This is a genomic window from Pontibacter populi (assembly GCF_040278685.1).
GTDB classification, from domain to species: Bacteria; Bacteroidota; Bacteroidia; order Cytophagales; family Hymenobacteraceae; genus Pontibacter; species Pontibacter populi.
The window spans coordinates 1-19,216 of sequence record NZ_JBEOKT010000029.1 but is presented as its reverse complement, the minus strand read 5'-3'; the positions used below and the strand labels follow the sequence as shown (position 1 = coordinate 19,216).

Annotated in this window: 19 protein-coding genes; 7 read left to right on the top strand and 12 right to left on the bottom strand. The window is 44.5% G+C overall.

What is annotated here, in order from left to right; genetic code table 11:
- Nucleotides 1–1,330, top strand: a 1,330-nt coding sequence (locus ABS362_RS19000) for a hypothetical protein (protein WP_350414566.1), incomplete at its 5' end; no start/stop codon positions are given.
- Between the two features lie 10 nt (nt 1,331–1,340).
- Here the strand turns inward: ABS362_RS19000 and rpiB are convergent.
- The 8 genes from rpiB to ABS362_RS18960 all read right to left on the bottom strand — a co-directional run bounded on the left by rpiB (nt 1,341) and on the right by ABS362_RS18960 (nt 9,877).
- Entirely contained in the window at nt 1,341–1,778 is a 438-nt protein-coding gene (gene rpiB, locus ABS362_RS18995; RefSeq protein ID WP_350414564.1) for a ribose 5-phosphate isomerase B, read from the bottom strand.
- On the bottom strand, nt 1,778–2,617 hold the full coding sequence (gene tatC / locus ABS362_RS18990) for a twin-arginine translocase subunit TatC (RefSeq protein ID WP_350414563.1): 840 nt from the start codon (nt 2,615–2,617) through the stop codon (nt 1,778–1,780). The genes rpiB and tatC overlap by 1 nt, the downstream gene beginning before the upstream one ends.
- Nucleotides 2,618–2,632: 15 nt before the next feature.
- Nucleotides 2,633–3,907, bottom strand: a complete 1,275-nt coding sequence (gene glyA / locus ABS362_RS18985; protein WP_350414561.1) for a serine hydroxymethyltransferase — start codon at nt 3,905–3,907, stop codon at nt 2,633–2,635.
- A gap of 188 nt (nt 3,908–4,095) precedes the next feature.
- Nucleotides 4,096–7,035: an IPT/TIG domain-containing protein gene (locus ABS362_RS18980; RefSeq protein ID WP_350414559.1), complete on the bottom strand. Its 2,940-nt coding sequence runs from the start codon at nt 7,033–7,035 to the stop codon at nt 4,096–4,098.
- A 510-nt stretch (nt 7,036–7,545) separates the two neighbouring features.
- A complete protein-coding gene (locus tag ABS362_RS18975; protein ID WP_350414558.1) occupies nt 7,546–8,292 on the bottom strand; it encodes a metallophosphoesterase family protein in 747 nt (248 codons plus the stop codon).
- A gap of 41 nt (nt 8,293–8,333) precedes the next feature.
- Nucleotides 8,334–8,642, bottom strand: a complete 309-nt coding sequence (locus ABS362_RS18970) for a hypothetical protein (RefSeq protein WP_350414557.1) — start codon at nt 8,640–8,642, stop codon at nt 8,334–8,336.
- Complete coding sequence (locus ABS362_RS18965) at nt 8,623–8,934, bottom strand: hypothetical protein (protein WP_350414555.1); 312 nt, start codon at nt 8,932–8,934, stop codon at nt 8,623–8,625. Before ABS362_RS18965 ends, ABS362_RS18970 begins: the two co-directional genes overlap by 20 nt.
- 82 nt (nt 8,935–9,016) lie before the next feature.
- Complete coding sequence (locus tag ABS362_RS18960) at nt 9,017–9,877, bottom strand: SDR family oxidoreductase (protein WP_350414554.1); 861 nt, start codon at nt 9,875–9,877, stop codon at nt 9,017–9,019.
- Between the two features lie 130 nt (nt 9,878–10,007).
- Here ABS362_RS18960 and ABS362_RS18955 point away from each other — a divergent pair, with 130 nt between their 5' ends.
- The 6 genes from ABS362_RS18955 to ABS362_RS18930 all read left to right on the top strand — a co-directional run bounded on the left by ABS362_RS18955 (nt 10,008) and on the right by ABS362_RS18930 (nt 14,342).
- Entirely contained in the window at nt 10,008–10,262 is a 255-nt protein-coding gene (locus tag ABS362_RS18955; protein WP_350414552.1) for a 4a-hydroxytetrahydrobiopterin dehydratase, read from the top strand.
- Between the two features lie 141 nt (nt 10,263–10,403).
- Nucleotides 10,404–11,090 (top strand): 16S rRNA (cytidine(1402)-2'-O)-methyltransferase, encoded by a 687-nt coding sequence (rsmI, locus tag ABS362_RS18950; RefSeq protein ID WP_350414550.1) that lies wholly within the window; start codon nt 10,404–10,406, stop codon nt 11,088–11,090.
- On the top strand, nt 11,056–12,738 hold the full coding sequence (gene lnt, locus ABS362_RS18945; RefSeq protein ID WP_350414548.1) for an apolipoprotein N-acyltransferase: 1,683 nt from the start codon (nt 11,056–11,058) through the stop codon (nt 12,736–12,738). Before rsmI ends, lnt begins: the two co-directional genes overlap by 35 nt.
- A 39-nt stretch (nt 12,739–12,777) precedes the next feature.
- On the top strand, nt 12,778–13,581 hold the full coding sequence (locus ABS362_RS18940; RefSeq protein ID WP_350414568.1) for an inositol monophosphatase family protein: 804 nt from the start codon (nt 12,778–12,780) through the stop codon (nt 13,579–13,581).
- Nucleotides 13,582–13,612: 31 nt separating this feature from the next.
- Nucleotides 13,613–13,804, top strand: coding sequence for a FeoB-associated Cys-rich membrane protein (locus ABS362_RS18935; RefSeq protein ID WP_350414547.1), 192 nt, complete (start codon nt 13,613–13,615; stop codon nt 13,802–13,804).
- 199 nt (nt 13,805–14,003) lie between these two features.
- Nucleotides 14,004–14,342 (top strand): hypothetical protein, encoded by a 339-nt coding sequence (locus ABS362_RS18930; RefSeq protein ID WP_350414546.1) that lies wholly within the window; start codon nt 14,004–14,006, stop codon nt 14,340–14,342.
- Between the two features lie 47 nt (nt 14,343–14,389).
- Here ABS362_RS18930 and ABS362_RS18925 read toward each other — a convergent pair whose 3' ends face one another.
- From ABS362_RS18925 to ABS362_RS18910, 4 genes are all read right to left on the bottom strand, one after another.
- The gene (locus ABS362_RS18925) at nt 14,390–15,319 is read right to left on the bottom strand and encodes a mechanosensitive ion channel family protein (RefSeq protein ID WP_350414544.1); all 930 of its coding nucleotides are present in this window, start codon (nt 15,317–15,319) and stop codon (nt 14,390–14,392) included.
- A gap of 36 nt (nt 15,320–15,355) precedes the next feature.
- The gene (locus ABS362_RS18920; RefSeq protein ID WP_350414543.1) at nt 15,356–16,378 is read right to left on the bottom strand and encodes an SPASM domain-containing protein; all 1,023 of its coding nucleotides are present in this window, start codon (nt 16,376–16,378) and stop codon (nt 15,356–15,358) included.
- Between the two features lie 106 nt (nt 16,379–16,484).
- Nucleotides 16,485–17,666 carry a baeRF7 domain-containing protein gene (locus tag ABS362_RS18915; RefSeq protein ID WP_350414541.1) on the bottom strand — a complete coding sequence of 394 codons (1,182 nt, stop codon included), beginning with the start codon at nt 17,664–17,666 and terminating at the stop codon, nt 16,485–16,487.
- A 941-nt stretch (nt 17,667–18,607) separates the two neighbouring features.
- A partial coding sequence (locus ABS362_RS18910) for a peroxiredoxin family protein (protein ID WP_350414540.1) occupies nt 18,608–19,216 on the bottom strand: 609 nt, incomplete at its 5' end.

The window sequence follows — 19,216 nt, the reverse complement described above, 5'->3', positions numbered from 1 at the left end:
GCCTTTATACCTGCTGCTTACATCTGTAACCATGCAGGAGCTTTTATATATGCTGATCGGGGAGCGGATGGCAGACGGCTATACTATGTACCAGGAGATCTACGACAACACCGCTCCGCTAAGCGCGCTTGTTTACTGGCTTATAGATCTTATTGCTGGTCGCTCAGTTTTTGCCTACCGTATAGTTGCGCTTATACTGCTGTTAGTGCAAGCACTCACTTTTAACTTCATTCTTAACCGTTACCAGGTTTTTGCCACCAGAAGCTACATACCAGCGCTGCTATATTTAGTGCTTGGCAGCATTACCTACGAGTTCGGGATGCTGACGCCAGTACTGATCGGGCATACTTTTGTTATCCTGTCACTACCGTATTTAGTAACTGTTTCGCGTGAAGGCATTGAAAATAACAGGCTTTTTGTAGGCGGATTTATACTTGGACTGGCGGCCTTGTGCTACCTGCCACTGGGTTTGTACCTGCTGGTTGGTATTTTTGCTGTTATCCTGTTCGCATCCAACACGTTCCGGAGTATATTACTCATGCTTTGCGGATTTTTGTTTCCGTATGCGGTGCTGCTTACTTTTTACTTTTATACCGGAACACTGGATGAGTTTACAGCAATGCACTTGTTCCGGCCATGGCAGTTTAAGGTTGCCTTTGTTTTACCACCCGCCGACCTTGCAAAGCTGATGGCGCTGCCACTTATAGTGCTTTTCTTTTCGATCATGTCGAGCCTTTCGTTGCCGCAGCGACTGGTGTTCCAGGTTAAGTTCCAGCAGGTAATGTGGATCTGGTTACTGGTCAGCCTTATCTTAACTATAACCCGCGACGAGATATCAGCTAATACATTTTTGCTGCTGATGCCAGCTATAGCTTATTTTGGGGAGTACTTATTTAATATCGGTGTTAAGAAGTGGATGTTAAGCCTGGCTTTTGCGCTGATACTTAGCAGTACTATAGTTATCCGTTACCGCGACCTGTTGGGTATTAGCGAACTATTACAGCTCTCTGACTCACAATTGATATCCAAGAGCAACCTGACAGACGCTCCACAAGATCAAACTATACTGGTACTGGGCAACGATATGCGCTATTATCTACAGAATAAGCCGGCTACACCTTACCTTAACTGGCAACTGGCGCAGCGCGATTTCGGCAACCTGGATAAATATGAGGCCAACTACAATATCTACCTCAACCTGAAAGCTGAAATGCCTGCCTACATTATAGATGAAACTGGCCTGATGGAAGAGTTAAAGTATAAGCTGCCAGCTATTTTCGGGAAGTATAGTGCTACGGACCAAAGCAACACTTATGTGCTAAAACAATAATTGCCGCTGCTTAGCAGTCGGCAATCTTGTTTACTCTGTTCTGGTGGCGGCCACCTTCAAATTCGGTACTTAAGAATACTTTCACCATTTCTTCGGCTTCTTCTTCTGTCACAAACCGGGCAGGTATACAAAGTATATTCGCATCGTTGTGCTCGCGGGCAAGTTTAGCCAGTTCAGTTTTCCAGCAAAGCGCGGCCCTTATCTGCTTATACTTGTTAGCCGTCATAGCTACTCCATTTCCGCTACCGCAAATTAGAATACCAAAGTCAGCTTCTTTCTTTACAACAGCTTTTGCCAGCGGATGCACATGGTCCGGGTAGTCAACCGATTCTTCTGAACCTGGTCCGAAGTCCTGCACCTGATGTCCCAGTTCATCCAGATACTTCTTTAATAACTTTTTGTAAGTATAACCGGCATGGTCGCCGCCAATTGCTATGTTATAAGCCATTAGATCGTATTATTTTGATTCAGTTTCTTTAAATCGCTGTTGCGGATAGAGCGGGACACCATTATACTTGCTTCATAAAGCAACATCAACGGAAGCGAGATCAGCAACTGACTGATAACATCCGGTGGTGTAATAATGGCACCTATCACTAGTATTACGATGATCGCATGCCTACGGTATAGTTTCATTATTTCCGGTGATAACAGTCCTGCTTTTGTGAAGAAGTAAACTATAACCGGCATCTGGAACATAAAGGCACACGACAAACAGAGGGTCGTCAGTGTAGAGATGTACGAGTTCAGGTCGAACTCATTAATAATTGATGGATCGACCTGGTAGCCTGCCAGAAAGTTGATGGAAATTGGTGACACCACATAGTAGCCAAACAGCAAACCCATCATAAACAGCAACGATACAAAAAACACTGCACCGCGTGAACTTTTACGTTCCTGATCATATAAACCCGGGCTAACAAAGCGCCATATCTCCCAGAATGCATACGGGAAAGCACACGCGAGACCGATCACTAAAGACACAAGCATGTGCATAGAGAACTGCCCGCTCATCTGCCGGCTTTGTATCGTAAAGCCCAGTTCATTAATACAAAAAGCCTCCATGCCCAAGGCATTGCCCAGGTCGCACATTACCCTGTAGCTCAGAAAATCTGTGCGCGACGGGGCAAGTATGATGTCATGAAAGACAAAGCTTTTGGCTAAAAAAGCAATAACAGAAAATATAAAGATGGAAGCAACCGCTCGTATAAGATGCCATCTCAACTCCTCAAGATGATCCACAAAGGACATCTCTTTCGGTTCTTCATCCAAAAATTGTTGATCCATTAAAAGAATCTGTAGTTAGTAAGCGAACAGCGGGTATTGCTGCATCCAGTTATTTACTTCGTTGCGAACTGTAGTTAGTTTCGACTCGTTGTCGTGGTTCATCAGCACATCATCGATCAAGCCAACTATTCGCGCCATATCGTTCTCTTTCAGGCCACGTGTTGTGATAGCAGCTGTACCCACACGCATACCAGACGTCACAAACGGAGACTTGTCATCGAACGGTACCATGTTCTTGTTGATCGTGATATCAGCTTTAACCAGCGTATTCTCTGCCAGTTTACCAGTCAGTCCTTTTGAGCGGAGATCAATAAGCATCATATGGTTATCTGTACCGCCAGAGATGATATTATAACCCAGATCAACAAACGCCTTAGCCATAGCCTGCGCATTTTGCTGCACCTGCTTTATGTAAGTTAAGTAATCATCAGAAAGGGCTTCGAAATAGGCTACCGCTTTAGCTGCTATTACGTGCTCTAATGGCCCGCCCTGTGTTCCCGGGAATACGGCTCCATCCAGTACTGACGACATCATGCGTGTTTCGCCTTTCGGAGTTTTCAGGCCAAATGGGTTCTCAAAGTCTTTACCCATCATGATCATACCGCCACGTGGCCCGCGCAATGTTTTGTGGGTAGTGGTGGTAACTATATGGCAATGCTCAAACGGGCTATTTAACAACCCTTTGGCAATAAGTCCGGAAGGGTGGGAGATATCGGCCAACAATAATGCACCTACCTCATCGGCAGCGGCACGCAGTTTTTTATAATCCCAGTCGCGACTATAGGCAGAAGCACCGCAGATAATAAGTTTCGGCTTCTCACGGCGTGCTGTTTCGACTACTTTATCAAAATCGATCAGACCAGTTTCCTGCTCCACACCATAAAAAGACGGCTGATATAGTTTCCCGGAAAAGTTAACCGGAGAACCATGCGTTAAGTGCCCACCATGCGAAAGGTCAAACCCAAGAATTTTATCGCCTGGCTGCAGTACTGCCAGCATAACAGCTGCATTGGCCTGCGCACCCGAGTGTGGTTGCACATTTACCCATTCCGCACCGAATAATTCTTTTGCTCTATCAATAGCTAACTGCTCTGATTGATCTACAATCTCGCAGCCACCATAATAACGCTTACCCGGAAGACCTTCAGCGTACTTGTTAGTCATTTCACTACCCATGGCGCGCATTACCTGCTCCGAAACAAAGTTTTCTGAAGCAATAAGTTCTATACCATGCATCTGGCGAGCTTTCTCTTTAGCAATCAGGTCAAATATAGCGGTGTCTTTCTGCATCTTGTTACATAGAATTATGATTGTTCAAAATTAAAGCTTGCCCCGCAATAAACCAATGTTTAACAAGTTTATATACGCCAGTAGAATAGCAACTGGATTTAAGCTGCCTTGTTTAAAATCGTTCCTGGTAAAAAAACAAAAGCCAGGCACTTAGATTGTACCTGGCTTTTACTATTCTATAATTGTAGTTACCTCTTTTCTATTCTTACATATTCCCGCTTACCGCTGTGCTCAACAGTAACGATGTAAACACCTGCCATCAGGTTATTATATTTTGAGAGTAGTACTGCATTTTCACCTGCATGTACGTCTATTTGCTCGAAGTAAACCTGCTTTCCATTAATTGAGGTAACCCGTATTGTCGCTTTACCATTATTTTCAGTTGTAAAGTAAACTTTTGAGTCTGCTTCTAATGGGTTTGGTGCTACTTCCATTGGCTTCGAGATCATAACAGGCTTAACTGCTACTATCTTACTGTAAGCATAAGACCCATCCAAATCTACTTGCCTTAAGCGGTAATATTCTGTTTCACCGTTGCTGCTATAGTAACTCGAGAAGCTATACTGAGTTTTCGTTGAGCTATTTTCAACCTTACTCTTCACAATATCGATCTTTCTGAAATTACTCAAGGAGCCTTTTGACATCTCGATCTCGAAATGAGAGTTATCTTTCTCAGATGCCGTAGTCCATTGCAGGTTAACCACGCTACCTTTCAGGCTTGCTGTGAAAGAGGTAAGCTCAACCGGAAGCGGCGCCACAACTCTCACATCCATTCCTCGTGTAACTGAACCCTGTGTATGCATGATTACAGCAGGGAAACCTTCGCCAGCCTCAGCCGATGTATACTTCACAAAAATCGTAGTTGGATTTAGCCTGTTGTTAGTAACACCTGTTAACGTAATTGTTTTACCAAAGCCAGCCGCATCCGGAGTTTTAGAAATAGTATATGGACTAGACTCGCTAACTGTTAATGTAACCGCTTCTCCATTTTTCAACCCTAAGCCACTTACCTGGTATTCTTTAGACTCGCTTCCTCCAATTGGTTTGCTGTTGAAGGTAAGTTCTTGTGGGGTTGTTAGGTAGGGAGGGGTAATGGCAAACTGCCCACTGCTATTTACCTGTCCATTTGGGGTTCTCACCAAAAAAGTGCCTGTAGTCGCAGTGATTGGAACAATTAACTTTATTTGAGTATCACTTAGTACGGTGTAATTGGTTATTTGCCCATTACCTAGATAGAGCAAAGAAGCACCTGTAAAATTAGTCCCTGTCAATATGACTTCTGTGCCCGCAGGGCCTGATGACGGCGAAAAGGATGTTATTGTTGGAGCACCAGTAACCGTAAAATTAGTTAGAGAGGAACCACCACCATTGTTATTGCGCACCTGTATTTTTCCTGAGGAAGCTGTTGCTGGAACGGAAACCCGAATCTCCGTATCACTAACTATATTAAAAGATGTAGTTGAAGAGTTTCCAAAAAAAACTACGGAAGCATTAGTAAAGCCTTCCCCTATTATAGTTACTAATTGCCCAACAGGACCTGAAGCCGGGCTAAAAGATGTTATTATTGGAATACCTGTTAGCTTAAACTGCCCACTGCTATTTACCTGTCCATTTGGGGTTCTCACCAAAAAAGTGCCTGTAGTCGCAGTGATTGGAACAATTAACTTTATTTGAGTATCACTTAGTACGGTGTAATTGGTTATTTGCCCATTACCTAGATAGAGCAAAGAAGCACCTGTAAAATTAGTCCCTGTCAATATGACTTCTGTGCCCGCAGGGCCTGATGACGGCGAAAAGGATGTGATGACCGGGGCACCAGCTACTATAAAGTTTGTAGATGAGATTCCAGTACCATTATTGTTTCGTACTTGAATTCTGCCAGAGGAGGCTGTTGCTGGAACTGCAACTTGTATTTGCGTATCACTAACAACTGTGAAAGTTGTAGTTGAACTATTTCCAAAAAAAACTACGCTCGTATTTGTAAAGCCTTGTCCTGTAATGGTAACAACCTGACCAATCGGGCCAGAGGAAGGTGTGAAAGAAGTAACCACTGGAGCCCCTGTCACTTTAAACTGCCCACTGCTGTTAACCTGTCCGTTGGGCGTTCTTACAAGGAAGGTACCTGTAGTAGCTGTTGGTGGTATCGTAAGCTTGATTTCTGTACCACTTATTACTGAGTAATTGGTTATTTGCCCATTCCCAATATATAATAAATTCGCCCCTGTAAAGTTATTTCCTGTAATAACGACTTCCGTGCCAGCAGGTCCGGAAGACGGCGAAAAGGATGTGATGACCGGGGCATTAACTAAAGTATAATTAGAAGAACTACCTGCAGATCCTTGGTTGGAAGTTACTCTAATATTTCCAGTAGATGCAGTTGATGGTACAGTAGCCTTTAACTCTGTGTCACTAACTTTGGTAAAATTAGTAACTGCACCGCTTCCAATAGAAATAGCTGTTACTGTTGAAAAATTTGAGCCTGTAATCGTTATTTCTGTCCCTACTGGGCCAGAGGAAGGAGTGAAGTTGGAGATGATCGGTGCATTTGTTAAAGTATAGTTTGAGGAATTATTGCTCGAACCCTGACTTGAACTTACCCTGATACTTCCATTTGATGCTGAAGCGGGAACTATTACTTTGATCTCTGTTCCACCATTTCCGATTGTGAAATTAGTTGTAGAGCCACTGCCAATTGCAACTGATGTTGTGGCAGAAAAGTTTGAGCCTGTGATTGTAACCTCAGTTCCGACCGGACCCGAAGAAGGAGTAATTGAAGTTATTACTGGTGCATTAACTACAGTATAGCTGCCAGGACCTATACCTGAAGCCTGATTAGAGCTTACACGAACTACACCACTGGAGGATGAAGTTGGAACTTTGACTTTGATCTCAGAATCACTAACGATCGTAAAATCATATGTAGCACCAGATCCTATACTTACTGTATGTGCTTCGGCAAATCCGGAACCTGCTATTGTCATCTCTGTACCCACCGGACCTGATGATGGCGTAAACGAAGTAACTGTCTGCGCAAAGGCACTTATACTTGCACAAAACACCAATAGGAATGAGATCAGCAGCGTTCTTATTAGCGGTGAACTATAAGGGTAAGCGTAGAAACGTGCCATAGCTTTCGATTGTGTAGCTAGTTTTAATTTATTGTGAGTTAGTCTCTTGCATTGTAGAAAACACTTGCAAAATAAGATAATTTATTTCTTATCATCACAATTATTTATAACTATTTTTTTATACTATCAGGCTTAAAAGCGCTAAAATTCAATAATATATATACATTATACACAATATTTACCCATACAAATATTTTTGATCTAATTCAATTATAACATGCTATCAAACAATATGTTATGACCAAGTATAACTCTTAAATGATATAGCTAAAAAAGATTAAAAATCATTTTTAAAAAAAATATCTCACAAACTGAAACATAAAAAGTACAAAAAAACTTCTTACTTGAGTTTCTGAATATATAATTGTAGTATAAAAAGGTTATGTAATCCGAAAAATGATAAAACTATACCTACTTCTGGGTATGCTACCTTAGAATAATCAACTATAAATCACGAAAAATAAACAGATATAAGCTATAGAATGATAAGGAACAGTCAGATTTCAACTGTTAGCTTTTGCGGCGGACGGGGTAGGGGCGATCTTCGTTTTGCTGGATAAATAATTCCTGAGAATCAAGATCGATAGCTATTAAGTTTCCGTAACTGGCATTCTTATAGTACACGCAACCGGCATCCAAGTTCAGGCTATAGTTAGTGTGCGCCACCGACTTTTTTATAGTATGGAGCGCGACCGGGGTGTGACCATGTAACAGTCTTTTATTGCTGAGTTTTGTCGGTACAGGTTTGTAATCCCGGATGTTCAGCATTGCCTCTTTATCTTTAAAAATATTGTCCTGCTTAAAGTCGAAACCTGCGTGCACTAAAAAGTAATCCGGGAGTTCCAGGTAGTAAGGGAGGTTACTCAGGAAGGCCACATATTTAGGAGCGAGTTGCTCGAATTCGTGAATTCCGAAACTTTGTAAGACAAGCTCTTTTTCGGGAGGGGATAAGCTTAACGCGGTTTCTCCTTTAGACGCTGCCTTTAGAAGCATTTGGTCATGGTTGCCGCGCAGGCACTGTACATTATAGTGCTGTTTCTGAAGGTGAATTATAAAATCAATAACGCCTTTGCTGTCGGGGCCTTTATTTACCAAATCGCCCAATACGTATAGTTCATCCTGTTTCTGAAGTTTTAATTTCCCTAACACCAAAGCTTTCAGTGTTTGGGCACAGCCATGAACATCGGTAAGGGCGTAACGAGCCATTGTTGAGCAGTATAAACTATAGTTTGGCAAATGTATTAATAAAAATAGCACCTGTTTGGGGCAGGTGCTATTTTTATCTGAGCCAGTTAATGTTAATTGTATTTTCCGTTATCCAGCTCTGGCTTGTCTGTGTTTCGGTTATCGTTGTTCTTCAATACATTACCTGTAGATGCGGCTTTCTCCTCCGGACCTTCGGTATACTTGTTCTTTAACCTGTCGTGTTCGGCTTTCGTTTGCCCCGGATTTACAGGTTTTGCGCCTGAATTTTTATCCTGGCCACGACCAGTTGGGTTTCCTTTGTTTTCACTGCTTGGTTGGGTGTGCTTATATGATGGCATCTTGTCCTCCTTTTTTAATGTTAAACTGCCTGACTTAAGTGTATCAGGTTCCTCTTCCTTCATCTTCGGTACGCATGTTATCTGGTGGCGGCGTGCCATCGTCAGCAAAATCGTTAACGCCAGTGGCAGATGGACCTTCGGAAGCAGTGTCGCTACCAAAACCTTCTTTACCATCGCGGTTACCGAAACCTCCGCGCTGATGCTCATTCTTTGGCGGATCAGCACCAGGTATAATATGCCCTGCGCGCATTTCCAGTTCACTGGTATCATCTTCTATTACCCGCACCGGACGGCTATGCCCAATATCATTTTTTTGCGAGTCTTTATTGGCGTTATTCTCTTTATTGTCAGCCATAGTTGTTTGTTTTATTAAGTCTGTATAATGGGGTAGTATTAACCTGTTTTACTCCATTTCTATAGTTATGGTTGGGCAAATGCTACGAGCCCACCTGCTCGCCACCATTCACATGTATAACCTGGCCGGTAACGTAAGAGCCATCCTCTGAAGCCAGGAAAACATAAGCTGGCGCTACTTCAGATGGCTGACCAGGACGCTTTAGCGGCACATTCTGACCAAACTCCTTTACTTTTTTAGCATCGAATGAAGCAGGTATAAGCGGTGTCCAGATGGGGCCGGGGGCTACTGCATTTACACGTATTTTTTTCTCAGCTAAGTTGGCAGATAATGATCTGGTGAAAGCTGTTATGGCTCCTTTTGTAGAGGCATAATCCATGAGATGATCGCTGCCACGGTAGGATGTAACGGAAGTTGAGTTAACTATAGCACTGCCAGCTTTCATGTGGTCTAAGGCGGCTTTTGTAATATAGAACATCGAGAAGATATTGGTCTGGAACGTTTTCTCGAGCTGTGCTTTTGTAATATCCTGCAGCTCTGTCTGCTCGTGTTGTTCGGCGGCGTTATTTACCAGGATATCCAGCTTACCCAGCTTTTTTATAGTTTGATCCACTGCTTTCTGGCAAAACTTTTCATTCCCGATATCCCCTGACAGCAACAGGCACTTTCTACCTTCCTGTTCCACAAGCTCTTTTGTCTCTTCTGCATCTTTGTCTTCGTTCAGGTAAACTATAGCTACGTCGGCACCTTCGCGGGCAAAGTGTACAGCTACTGCACGGCCAATACCGCTGTCTCCGCCGGTTATCAGGGCTACTTTATTTTTTAGCTTATCACTGCCTTTATAGTTGTCCCGGATAAATTCGGGCTGAGGGGTCATTTTATGTTCTTTGCCAGGCTGGGTTTTCTGTTTTTGCGCTGGTAGCTTCTTCGGTTTGTTTTCCATAGTTTTGGTAGCTTTAGGTTTGTAGCTGCAATCAATTCAGTTTTAAACTATACGCCAGCAATTTTTAACGCGTTGCCAACCTATCATTAATCAGCTTTATAAAGTATAAGCAACTATTACACGACAAACTATGTGGAAAGAACAAGACAATAAACTACACCGCAGCCTTACTTTTAAGGATTTTAAGCAGGCCATGCGCTTTATGCAACAGGTGGCAAATGTAGCCGAAGAAATGGACCATCACCCGTGGTGGAGCAATGTGTATAACAAAATAGAAATTGAGCTGACTACCCACGATGCCGGCAACACGGTAACCAAACGCGACATTAAACTGGCCCAGCGCATCGATGAGATCTATGATCAGATAACAGCTTCTGAAGTGTAGTTTATAGTTTCAACTATAGTTTCTGAACATAATAACTATAGTTTGCTATTGTGGATAAGTGTTACAGATATGCGACATACGCCACAAACAGCCACATTATCGGTTAGCGATCAACAAGCAATTTTGTAGTATCTTTGCAACATGCAGGAACCCGAAAAAACAAACCTATACCTGGTGCCTACGCCCATTGGTAACCTGGAAGATATAACGCTGCGTGCCATACGGATACTGAAAGAAGTGGACGTGATTCTGGCAGAAGATACCCGGACCAGCGGCAAATTGCTGCAACACCTGGGTATTGAAAAGCGCATGCACAGCCACCACCTGCACAACGAGCACAAAGCCACCGCACATATAGTTGACAGACTTAAAGCCGGTGAAGTGATGGCGCTTATTTCGGATGCGGGCACGCCGGGCATTTCCGACCCGGGGTTTTACCTTGTGCGCGAGTGTTTGAAGAACGACCTGAAAATAGAATGTTTACCGGGCGCTACTGCGTTTGTGCCTGCGCTGGTGAAATCAGGGTTCAGCACCGACAGGTTCACGTTTGAAGGATTCCTGCCGATAAAAAAAGGACGCCAGACACGTTTGCAGAGTCTGGCCGAAGAAGAGCGAACTATGATTTTCTATGAATCGCCACACCGCCTGCTAAAAACACTGACGCAATTTAAAGAGTATTTTGGTGGCGAGCGCATGGCATCCGTTTCACGTGAAATATCTAAAATGTTCGAAGAGACGCTGAATGGCTCTCTCGATGAACTGATACAAATCTTTACAACCAAAGCAATCAAAGGTGAATTCGTCATTGTTGTACAGGGTAGTAAATAGCCCTTATATAGTTCCGTTTTCGGCCCTGCTTACGGGGCTTTTATTATGGCTGGGCTGGCCTACCAAACCGCTGGCTTTTTTCCTGTTTGTAGGGTTTGTGCCACTGCTGTATATGGAGAAATATATAGTAGAGAGCGGATCCCATAAATCGCCGGGCTATAGTTTCTTCAAGTGGTCGTACCTGGCTATGCTGCTCTGGAATGCCTTTACTACCTGGTGGGTGTCGCACTCTACGTTGCCGGGTGGTATTGCCGCTGTTTTATTCAACTCTGCCCTGATGTGTATTCCGCTAACGGCGTTTTACTTTACCCGCAAATATCTCGGCAACACCATCGGTTACATCTCTTTTATAGTTTACTGGATAGCTTTCGAGCAATTGCACCTGAACTGGGATCTTTCGTGGCCGTGGCTTACACTGGGGAATGGCTTTGCTACGCTTAATATCTGGGTGCAATGGTACGAGTACACCGGCTTTCTAGGAGGCTCAGTTTGGGTGCTAGTGGTAAATGTGCTCATCTTTATAGTTGTTAAGGATTACCCAAAACAACGTATCGAGCTTAAAAAACTATGGTTGCCGCTAGTGCTTATAGTTGTGCCTATCGTTATCTCTTATGCAATTCTAGCCACTTATGAAGAGAAAGGCACGCCTACCGAAGTAGTGGTAGTGCAACCAAACATCGACCCTTACCGCGAGAAATTCTCCGGTCACGATAACTTCATCCCCTACGAAGAACAGCAACGCCGCCTCATCAGCCTGTCAGAACAAAAGATCACACCAAATACCAAATTTGTAGTTTGGCCGGAAACATCACTGCGCCAGGACCAGGGCTACTGGGAAGAGCAGTTGCATAGTTACCAATCGATACAGGAGCTGAAGGATTTTGTGCAGTATCATCCTCAGATAGAGCTAGTTGCCGGCCTGGATAGCTATACTTTTTATGGCGATAACAAAAATGCCAGCCCGACCATCCGCCACCTGGAGGGCTTTGGGTATTACGATTCTTTCAACTCGGGCATGCACATTAACCGCAAAAACGAGATCGATATTTACCATAAATCGAAGCTGGTGCCGGGTGTAGAAAAGCTGCCTTATCCGGAACTGTTCAAGTTTTTAGGACCGTTGGCGATTGATTTAGGCGGCACTGTAGGCAGCCAAGGAAGCCAGGATACCCGCGATGTTTTCAAGCATTCCTTAAACGATACATTAGGTGCTGCTCCGGTCATCTGTTACGAATCTATTTACGGCGAATATGTATCGGAATATGTGCGCAATGGTGCCAGCCTGATATTTGTAATCACGAACGACGGCTGGTGGAGCGATTCGCCGGGCTATAAGCAACATTTACAGTATGCCACATTACGCGCCATCGAAACCCGCCGGAGCGTAGCCCGCGCTGCCAACACTGGTATTTCGGCGTTCATCAACCAGAAAGGCGAGATTACAGACCGTTCGGAGTGGTGGGTGCAGGCTGCGTTGTCGCAAACTATACTGGCCAACACCAACCTTACTTTTTATACCCGTACCGGCGAATACATTGGCAATTCGGTTTTGTGGCTATCGCTGCTGCTGTTTGCAGGAACTATAGGTAGCGCTATAATCAACAGGAAAAAACAAAAGCCTGAGCCTAAAGTGGCAACACGCGCCTAAGCTACGTAACTATAAGCTTTGCCAACCAACCTACAAACTATGGACCTGAAGCAACTTTGCCAGCAAGTAACTATAGTTGCCCGTAACGCGGGCAGCTTTATAAAACAGGAGTCTGCTACCTTCGACCGATCTAAAATAGAGCTGAAAGGCTTTAACGACTTAGTGTCTTATGTAGATAAACAGGCGGAAGCCCAACTTGTAGAAGACCTGCGCAAACTGCTGCCCGAAGCCGGCTTTATTACAGAAGAAGACACAGCCACAGAACGCGGCGAAAACTATAACTGGATCATCGACCCGCTGGATGGCACAACCAATTTTACCCACGGATTGCACCACTTTGCGGTAAGCATTGGCCTGATGGAAGGCGAGGAGATTGTACTGGGTGTGATTTATGCGCCCATGATGGACGAGTGCTTTTATGCTACTAAAGGAAATGGGTCTTACTTAAACGATAAACAGATCATGGTCTCCGATGCACCCGCGCTGAAGGATTCTTTGATCGCTACCGGTTTTCCGTACTACGATTTTGAACTCACGCAGCAGTATCTGCAGGTGTTGGGTAGTTTTATGGCTACATCGCATGGGGTTCGTCGTATTGGGTCGGCTGCTTTAGATCTGGCTTATGTTGCTGCCGGCAGGTTCGAGGGCTTTTTTGAATACAACCTGAATGCCTGGGACGTAGCAGCCGGGGTAGTTATAGTGCAGGAAGCGGGCGGAAAACTTTCTAAATTTACAGCAGGCGGCAACTATATTTTCGGGCGCGAGATCGTGGCCAGCAACGGCAATATCCACCAAGAAATGCTTCAAACTATAGCTCAAAACTGGAAACAGGCTGACGCTTAAACTTTTTATATCCGTCTATAGTTGTAATACTATGATACAGCACATCATCATCCTCTTACTTTTTATAGCTGCTGCGGCTTATATCGTTCGCATGTTGTATGCCACTTTTAGCAGCAAAGCAGATGGCTGTGCCAAAAGCTGCGGCGCTTGTGGTGGCATCGATTTTAAGAAGATAGAGCAGGAGATGGAACGACGGAAACAAACTGCCTTACCCAAAGTATAAAACTATAGTACGCAACTATAAATTGTAGAAGGCGCTGTCCAAACGGGTGGCGCCTTTCTTTTTTACCATTCCAAAATCTACATCAACGCACTTCATACATCAAATTTTATAGTTCAGTACATAACCTAAGCCACATTTTGCGTATAGTTCTTTAGCCAACCTGCTATGCAAGAGCTGAACTAACTTAACATAAAACATTATGCAAGATAAAGTAGAAGAAAGATCTCTGGTAAATGTACTTAACCGCCTGCACAAAGATGGTTACAAGTATGATTTTAAAGTATCCGGAGAAGGTAAACTTTGTACTATGGAAAACAAGGACGAGTTTACACCAGACCAGGTACGCATCGTAGACTTTTACCGCTTCGAGGGCGAGAGCAACCCGGACGACATGTCGATACTATATGCTGTTGAGACAAGTAACGGACTGAAAGGAACCATCTCGAACTCCTATGGCCCATACGCCGACACAAACGTAGACAACTTCCTGAAACAGGTAGAAGACCTGGGTAAGAACCTCGATAAAAAAGACAAATAAAAAGAGCCGGCAACTATAGCCGGCTCTTTTGTTTTATAGTTTATAGTTTAGCTTAATCTGTTAGTCGAGTCATCTTTTTTAAGGGCAACTTTAGTAGTACCCAGCTGTTCCGATAGTTGCTCGCCTCCCTTTATAGCAAAGTCCAGCGTACGAATAGGGAACGGAATAACAACACCACGTTCGTCAAATGCCTTTTTAATACGGATGATCGCATCACTTTTAGCACTTACATAATCAAACTGACGACTGTAGGTTACCCAGAAACGGGCTTTAAAGTTGATCGAGCTTTCATCGAACTTATCGTAAACCACTTCTACATCGCGGGTCTTAACGCGGTTCTTTACATCCTGCAGCGCCTCTATCACTATTTGTTGCACCTTCTCCAGGTCTTCGCCATACGAAATGCCCACATCTAGGTCTACGCGCCTGATGCCATGAAAAGAGTAATTCGTAACCGGATTCTCAAACACCATTTTATTGGGCAGCATCACTAACTCGCCGGTCACTTTCCTGATATTTATAGTTCTGAGCGAGATGCGCTCGATCACGCCAAAGTAGTCATTGGTTTCGATCATGTCGCCGACACCAAATGGTTTTTGCACGGCTATTATAGTTCCCGAAATAAAGTTGGCCGCAATATCCTGAAACGCAAAACCCAGCGCCAGACCAACTATACCCACACCGGCCAGCAACGACACCACTACGTTATCCAGTTTCAGCACACTCAGCACCAGCAGGAAACCTATCATCAGAATTGACAGGTACAGCAGTGTAGATATAAGGTTATTAAGGGCAGGACTATGCGAAAAGCGGGTTATTACCCTCTCTAAGCCATCCCGGATTAAACGGGCTATGTAAAAGGTGATAACCAGAATTAAAATGGCGAGGAACAGGTTGGGCAACATAAGTACCAGATGCCTGCCCCATTGCTCCAGCTTGGTGAGTAGCAGTTCTAAGGCTTTGTCAATGTCATTCATAGGGTGTAGCGCTTTCCCCGGAATACTAAACCGGTACTATGCCCATACTCTGGTTCCTTCTGTACAGTTACGACACATTTCAACTTCTGCCCTCGAGCGGACTACGGCCTGCCGGAAATCCGTATACTTTTCGCTGCGCCAAACCTTACTGAACAGATCTTCTTTCAGGTCGCCGAAACGGTATTGCGCATCCTTATCAAAACAGCAAGGCACAACCAGGCCGTCCCAGGTTATAACGCACGAATGCCACATTTTCCAGCAATGGTTCAGTAGCTTATTTTTGATGCTATAGTTGCCATTACCGTTGTTTTTGTACCTGCTATAATAATCTATAGTTGGAATGAGCGGGGAGCCATTCTGATAGTCGTAAATCTGGGCTGTCTTAAATACTACTTCATCTACTCCCAGTTCTTTTGCCAGCATTTTTACATCTTCCAGCTGATGTTCGTTAGGCCTGACCACCAGGTATTGAAACATGATATGCGGCGTTTTAGATTTCAGTGCTCTTTTCCATTTTACCACATTACGCGTTCCTTCAAGCACTTTATCCAGTTTGCCACCTGTGCGGTAGGCAGCGTACGTTTCCTGTGTGGTGCCATCTATCGAAAGTATAAGCCTGTCCAAACCCGATTCAACCGTTTTACGGGCGGTGTCATCGTCTAAATAATGTGCGTTGGTAGAGGTCGCCGTATAGATTCCTTTTTTGCTGGCATAGCTTACCATCTCCAGGAACTGCTTGTGCAAATAAGGCTCGCCCTGGAAATAAAATATAAGGTATAAAAGTTTGCTATGGAGCTGATCTATGATGTGCCGGTAAAGGGTCTCGTTTAGCATACCTGTAGGGCGCGTAAATGAGCGAAGTCCACTGGGGCACTCGGGGCAACGCAGATTGCAGGAGGTAGTCGGCTCCAGAGATATACTTACCGGCAACCCCCAATGCACGGCCTTGCCTGTGGCTTTCGCATACAAATAACTGCTTACCACCTGCACCGCATTAAACGCGCGCTTCCACGTCATCTTCGACAAAAAATTAAGCCCGTCTGTGATGTGTGGATTCATGGGGAGTGCGTGTATACGGTTGTAATTGCCACTAAAAATTTAGGGGCAACCAAGCCGGCTGCCCCTAAGTTATAGCAAAGGACTTAAAAAGCCCAATTTATAGTTATTAGTATCTGAACAGCGCTTTTACATTCGCACTGCCTTCTGTTCCCTCGCTCAGGCCGTTGTAGCTGCTTACAAACACACGCCCGCCCTGTGCCAGCGTTTTGGTAGCCGCCAGGTTCACCAGGTCATCATCGCCACGGTGGTACTCATCATGTATCTCTGCTACGGCGTTCTTCGCATCATAACGTCCCCACACCGGCTGACCAGGTGCAATAAACAGCGTTTCTACGCGGCCGTGTACTGCTTCTGCGGCTACAGTAGCAATGTCTTCGGAAGTAACACCTGTGCCTGCTACATTCTCGTAACGCGACAGCGAGTCAGTATGGTTTTGCTGCATCAATGGCTTCACTACAGCCAGCGCTTTATCATGTAGTCCGTTCGTGGCATCTGCATTTTCGTTAACATGGATGTTTTCCGGAACGATGTTCTTGTATTTGGTATGCGCTTTAAAGATGCTGCAATAGTGGTCCACCCCTGCTAGCACCAGCGGCACATGTTCGTCGTGTAATATCTGCTGCAGGCTGTTATCTACTTCTATCATAAACTCACGCACACGCTCATGTTCTTCGTCGCCTTTGGTAGAGCCGGCACCATGCACAATATTAGAGCCGTTCACTGTAGTAGTCGAGTTCGTGAAGTCCTGATCTTTGCCCTTTACATCAAACTTCAGGGCTTTATTCATCGTGTCCGGTACAAAGGAGCTTATATCTATAGCGCGCATTTTGTCCAGAGTGGCTTCGTATAACCCGATCTTCTCGCGGTTAAGGTTCAGAATAAAGAAGCGTCCGTTTTGGCTCAGCAATGGAATAACCGGGGTAAAGTAAAACTGGTCCAGCACATACACCACATCTGGCATAACAACTGGCAAGGTATAATGTGCTGAAAAACCTTTGGTAATAAACATCGCTAAGCCCTCGGCCTGGTGGCGCCAGAAATTACCATCTGTTAAAAGTTCTTCTGCAGGTTTCAGGTAAGTATCTATTTCCGCATCCGGCACATCATGTCTTGCCAGTAAGGCTTTGGCTTCCCTTATTTTATTTTTGAAAAGTATCTGGTCGCTTCCGTTCAATGTTTCGTGGCCAGCCCGGTGAGTAGGGATAAAAATAGAGATGCACAGCGCATTCTGAGTGTTATTCTGCACATTAAGTAACTTCTCAATGTCTTTCTTGTGGATTAATGCCATATGCTTTGCCTTTTAAGTATTGTTTTTTAGGTATATAATCGGTTCGTTAAAATCACCCTTTTCTTAACAGAGGGGTGAATTTTAAGTACGCAGTAGCGCAAGCAACGGTTATTTTAGGTTCTACTATTGGTTTATAATTACCTGATGTATTTTTCCCCATTGTCATCCCGAGCGTTAGCCGAGGGATCTTATGTGTCCTATCCCATTTGTCATTTCGACGTAAGGAGAAATCTAGGTTCTATAGTTTACTTCTCTCCATCTTTAACCAAGCTATCCTTTCAAACCAATTTCAATCCTGGGAGCTTTACTTACCTATCGTTTCAAACCAGCTTCGGTGCCCTCACGGCCGGGAGGCCCCGTCTTCGGGCATCGCGCTGTGCGAATCTCTTTTGCTCGTTCCTCGCAATGCCTGACGGCACCAGATATTCACAAGGCGCTCAACCCAAAGACTGAGAAGTTTCGCATAGCAACTGCTTTTCTATAGTTTGAACTGATAAGCTTCGATATTTATCGTGGTCATAGTTCCGTAGGGACAGGTCGCAACCTGTCCGTGGGATAGACTGAAACTATAAAACTATAACCTCAACTATACCTATAGCAGAAGTATCCCCTTGAGGGGATTATAGGGGTGTTAATCAACAACTATGAAACTATAGCTGCACCTTAGGAAATAGCAGAAAAGCTCCCCGCCTTAGACTACCGAGAAGCGAGTTCGAAGGTAGCGAGCGTAGCTCTGAGGGGTTGGGGGTGTTTGGACCACGGAAACTACATAACTATACCCAAACTATAGTAACAGCAGAAATTCCCCTCTTGGGAGGGGCAGGGGTGGGTTAAACTCCCTCTCCTGTTTTTAGGAGAGGGATGGGGTGAGGTAGACACAAAACAAAACCGCCCGACACCAAAGGCACCGGGCGGTTGAATGGGTTAAAAATTGATTTAGGTTATTTGTTACTGGCCTGTCCCTGTTGGCTCAGGTGGCGCAGAATATCGTTGGCGGCTTCGCGGTCATTGGGGCGACGGGCTTTTATGGTTACAAAACGTCCTTCCTCATCAATCAGGAAATAAGCGGGTACATCTTTCAGGTCGTAGCGTTTTACAAGCTCTGCATCCAGGCCTTTCAGGTATAAATGTGTGCCCAGCAGTTGTTTTGTAGTTACTGTTCTGCGCCATTTTTCTTCATCATCATCCAGGCCGACATTTACAAACACCACATTTTTATCCTGTAGTTGTTTGGTGAGCGCCTGCATGTGTGGTAGCTCTATCATACATAATCCGCAACCCGCCTGCCAGAAGTTAAGATATACCAGTTTTCCTTTAAAATCGCTGAGCGCAACTTCAGAGCCATCTATACTTTTCAGTTTAAAGTCCGGAGCCAGGCTGCCAAGTGCGTTCTTGCTGTTCTGCGCCAGATAGTTCTCAAGGTAAGCTACTACTTCAGTTTGTTTGCTGCTGGTTTTATAGTCTTTCAGCATTTCTTCGGTGTGGCCAATATGTCCTTTCTGGATAGATTGTTTCAGGATATTTGCCTGTGCCAGTAAACGGGCATTGCC

Excerpts from the sequence above, each read along its gene's own strand:
- ABS362_RS18915 (WP_350414541.1), bottom strand. The coding sequence starts at position 17,666 with ATGGCATTAATCCACAAGAAAGACATTGAGAAGTTACTTAATGTGCAG.
- ABS362_RS18925 (WP_350414544.1), bottom strand. The coding sequence starts at position 15,319 with ATGAATGACATTGACAAAGCCTTAGAACTGCTACTCACCAAGCTGGAG.
- glyA (WP_350414561.1), bottom strand. The coding sequence starts at position 3,907 with ATGCAGAAAGACACCGCTATATTTGACCTGATTGCTAAAGAGAAAGCT.
- ABS362_RS18940 (WP_350414568.1), top strand. The coding sequence starts at position 12,778 with ATGGACCTGAAGCAACTTTGCCAGCAAGTAACTATAGTTGCCCGTAAC.
- rsmI (WP_350414550.1), top strand. The coding sequence starts at position 10,404 with ATGCAGGAACCCGAAAAAACAAACCTATACCTGGTGCCTACGCCCATT.
- ABS362_RS18960 (WP_350414554.1), bottom strand. The coding sequence starts at position 9,877 with ATGGAAAACAAACCGAAGAAGCTACCAGCGCAAAAACAGAAAACCCAG.
- rpiB (WP_350414564.1), bottom strand. The coding sequence starts at position 1,778 with ATGGCTTATAACATAGCAATTGGCGGCGACCATGCCGGTTATACTTAC.
- ABS362_RS18970 (WP_350414557.1), bottom strand. The coding sequence starts at position 8,642 with ATGAAGGAAGAGGAACCTGATACACTTAAGTCAGGCAGTTTAACATTA.
- ABS362_RS18955 (WP_350414552.1), top strand. The coding sequence starts at position 10,008 with ATGTGGAAAGAACAAGACAATAAACTACACCGCAGCCTTACTTTTAAG.
- tatC (WP_350414563.1), bottom strand. The coding sequence starts at position 2,617 with ATGGATCAACAATTTTTGGATGAAGAACCGAAAGAGATGTCCTTTGTG.
- ABS362_RS18920 (WP_350414543.1), bottom strand. The coding sequence starts at position 16,378 with ATGAATCCACACATCACAGACGGGCTTAATTTTTTGTCGAAGATGACG.
- ABS362_RS18935 (WP_350414547.1), top strand. The coding sequence starts at position 13,613 with ATGATACAGCACATCATCATCCTCTTACTTTTTATAGCTGCTGCGGCT.
- ABS362_RS18965 (WP_350414555.1), bottom strand. The coding sequence starts at position 8,934 with ATGGCTGACAATAAAGAGAATAACGCCAATAAAGACTCGCAAAAAAAT.
- ABS362_RS18980 (WP_350414559.1), bottom strand. The coding sequence starts at position 7,035 with ATGGCACGTTTCTACGCTTACCCTTATAGTTCACCGCTAATAAGAACG.
- ABS362_RS18930 (WP_350414546.1), top strand. The coding sequence starts at position 14,004 with ATGCAAGATAAAGTAGAAGAAAGATCTCTGGTAAATGTACTTAACCGC.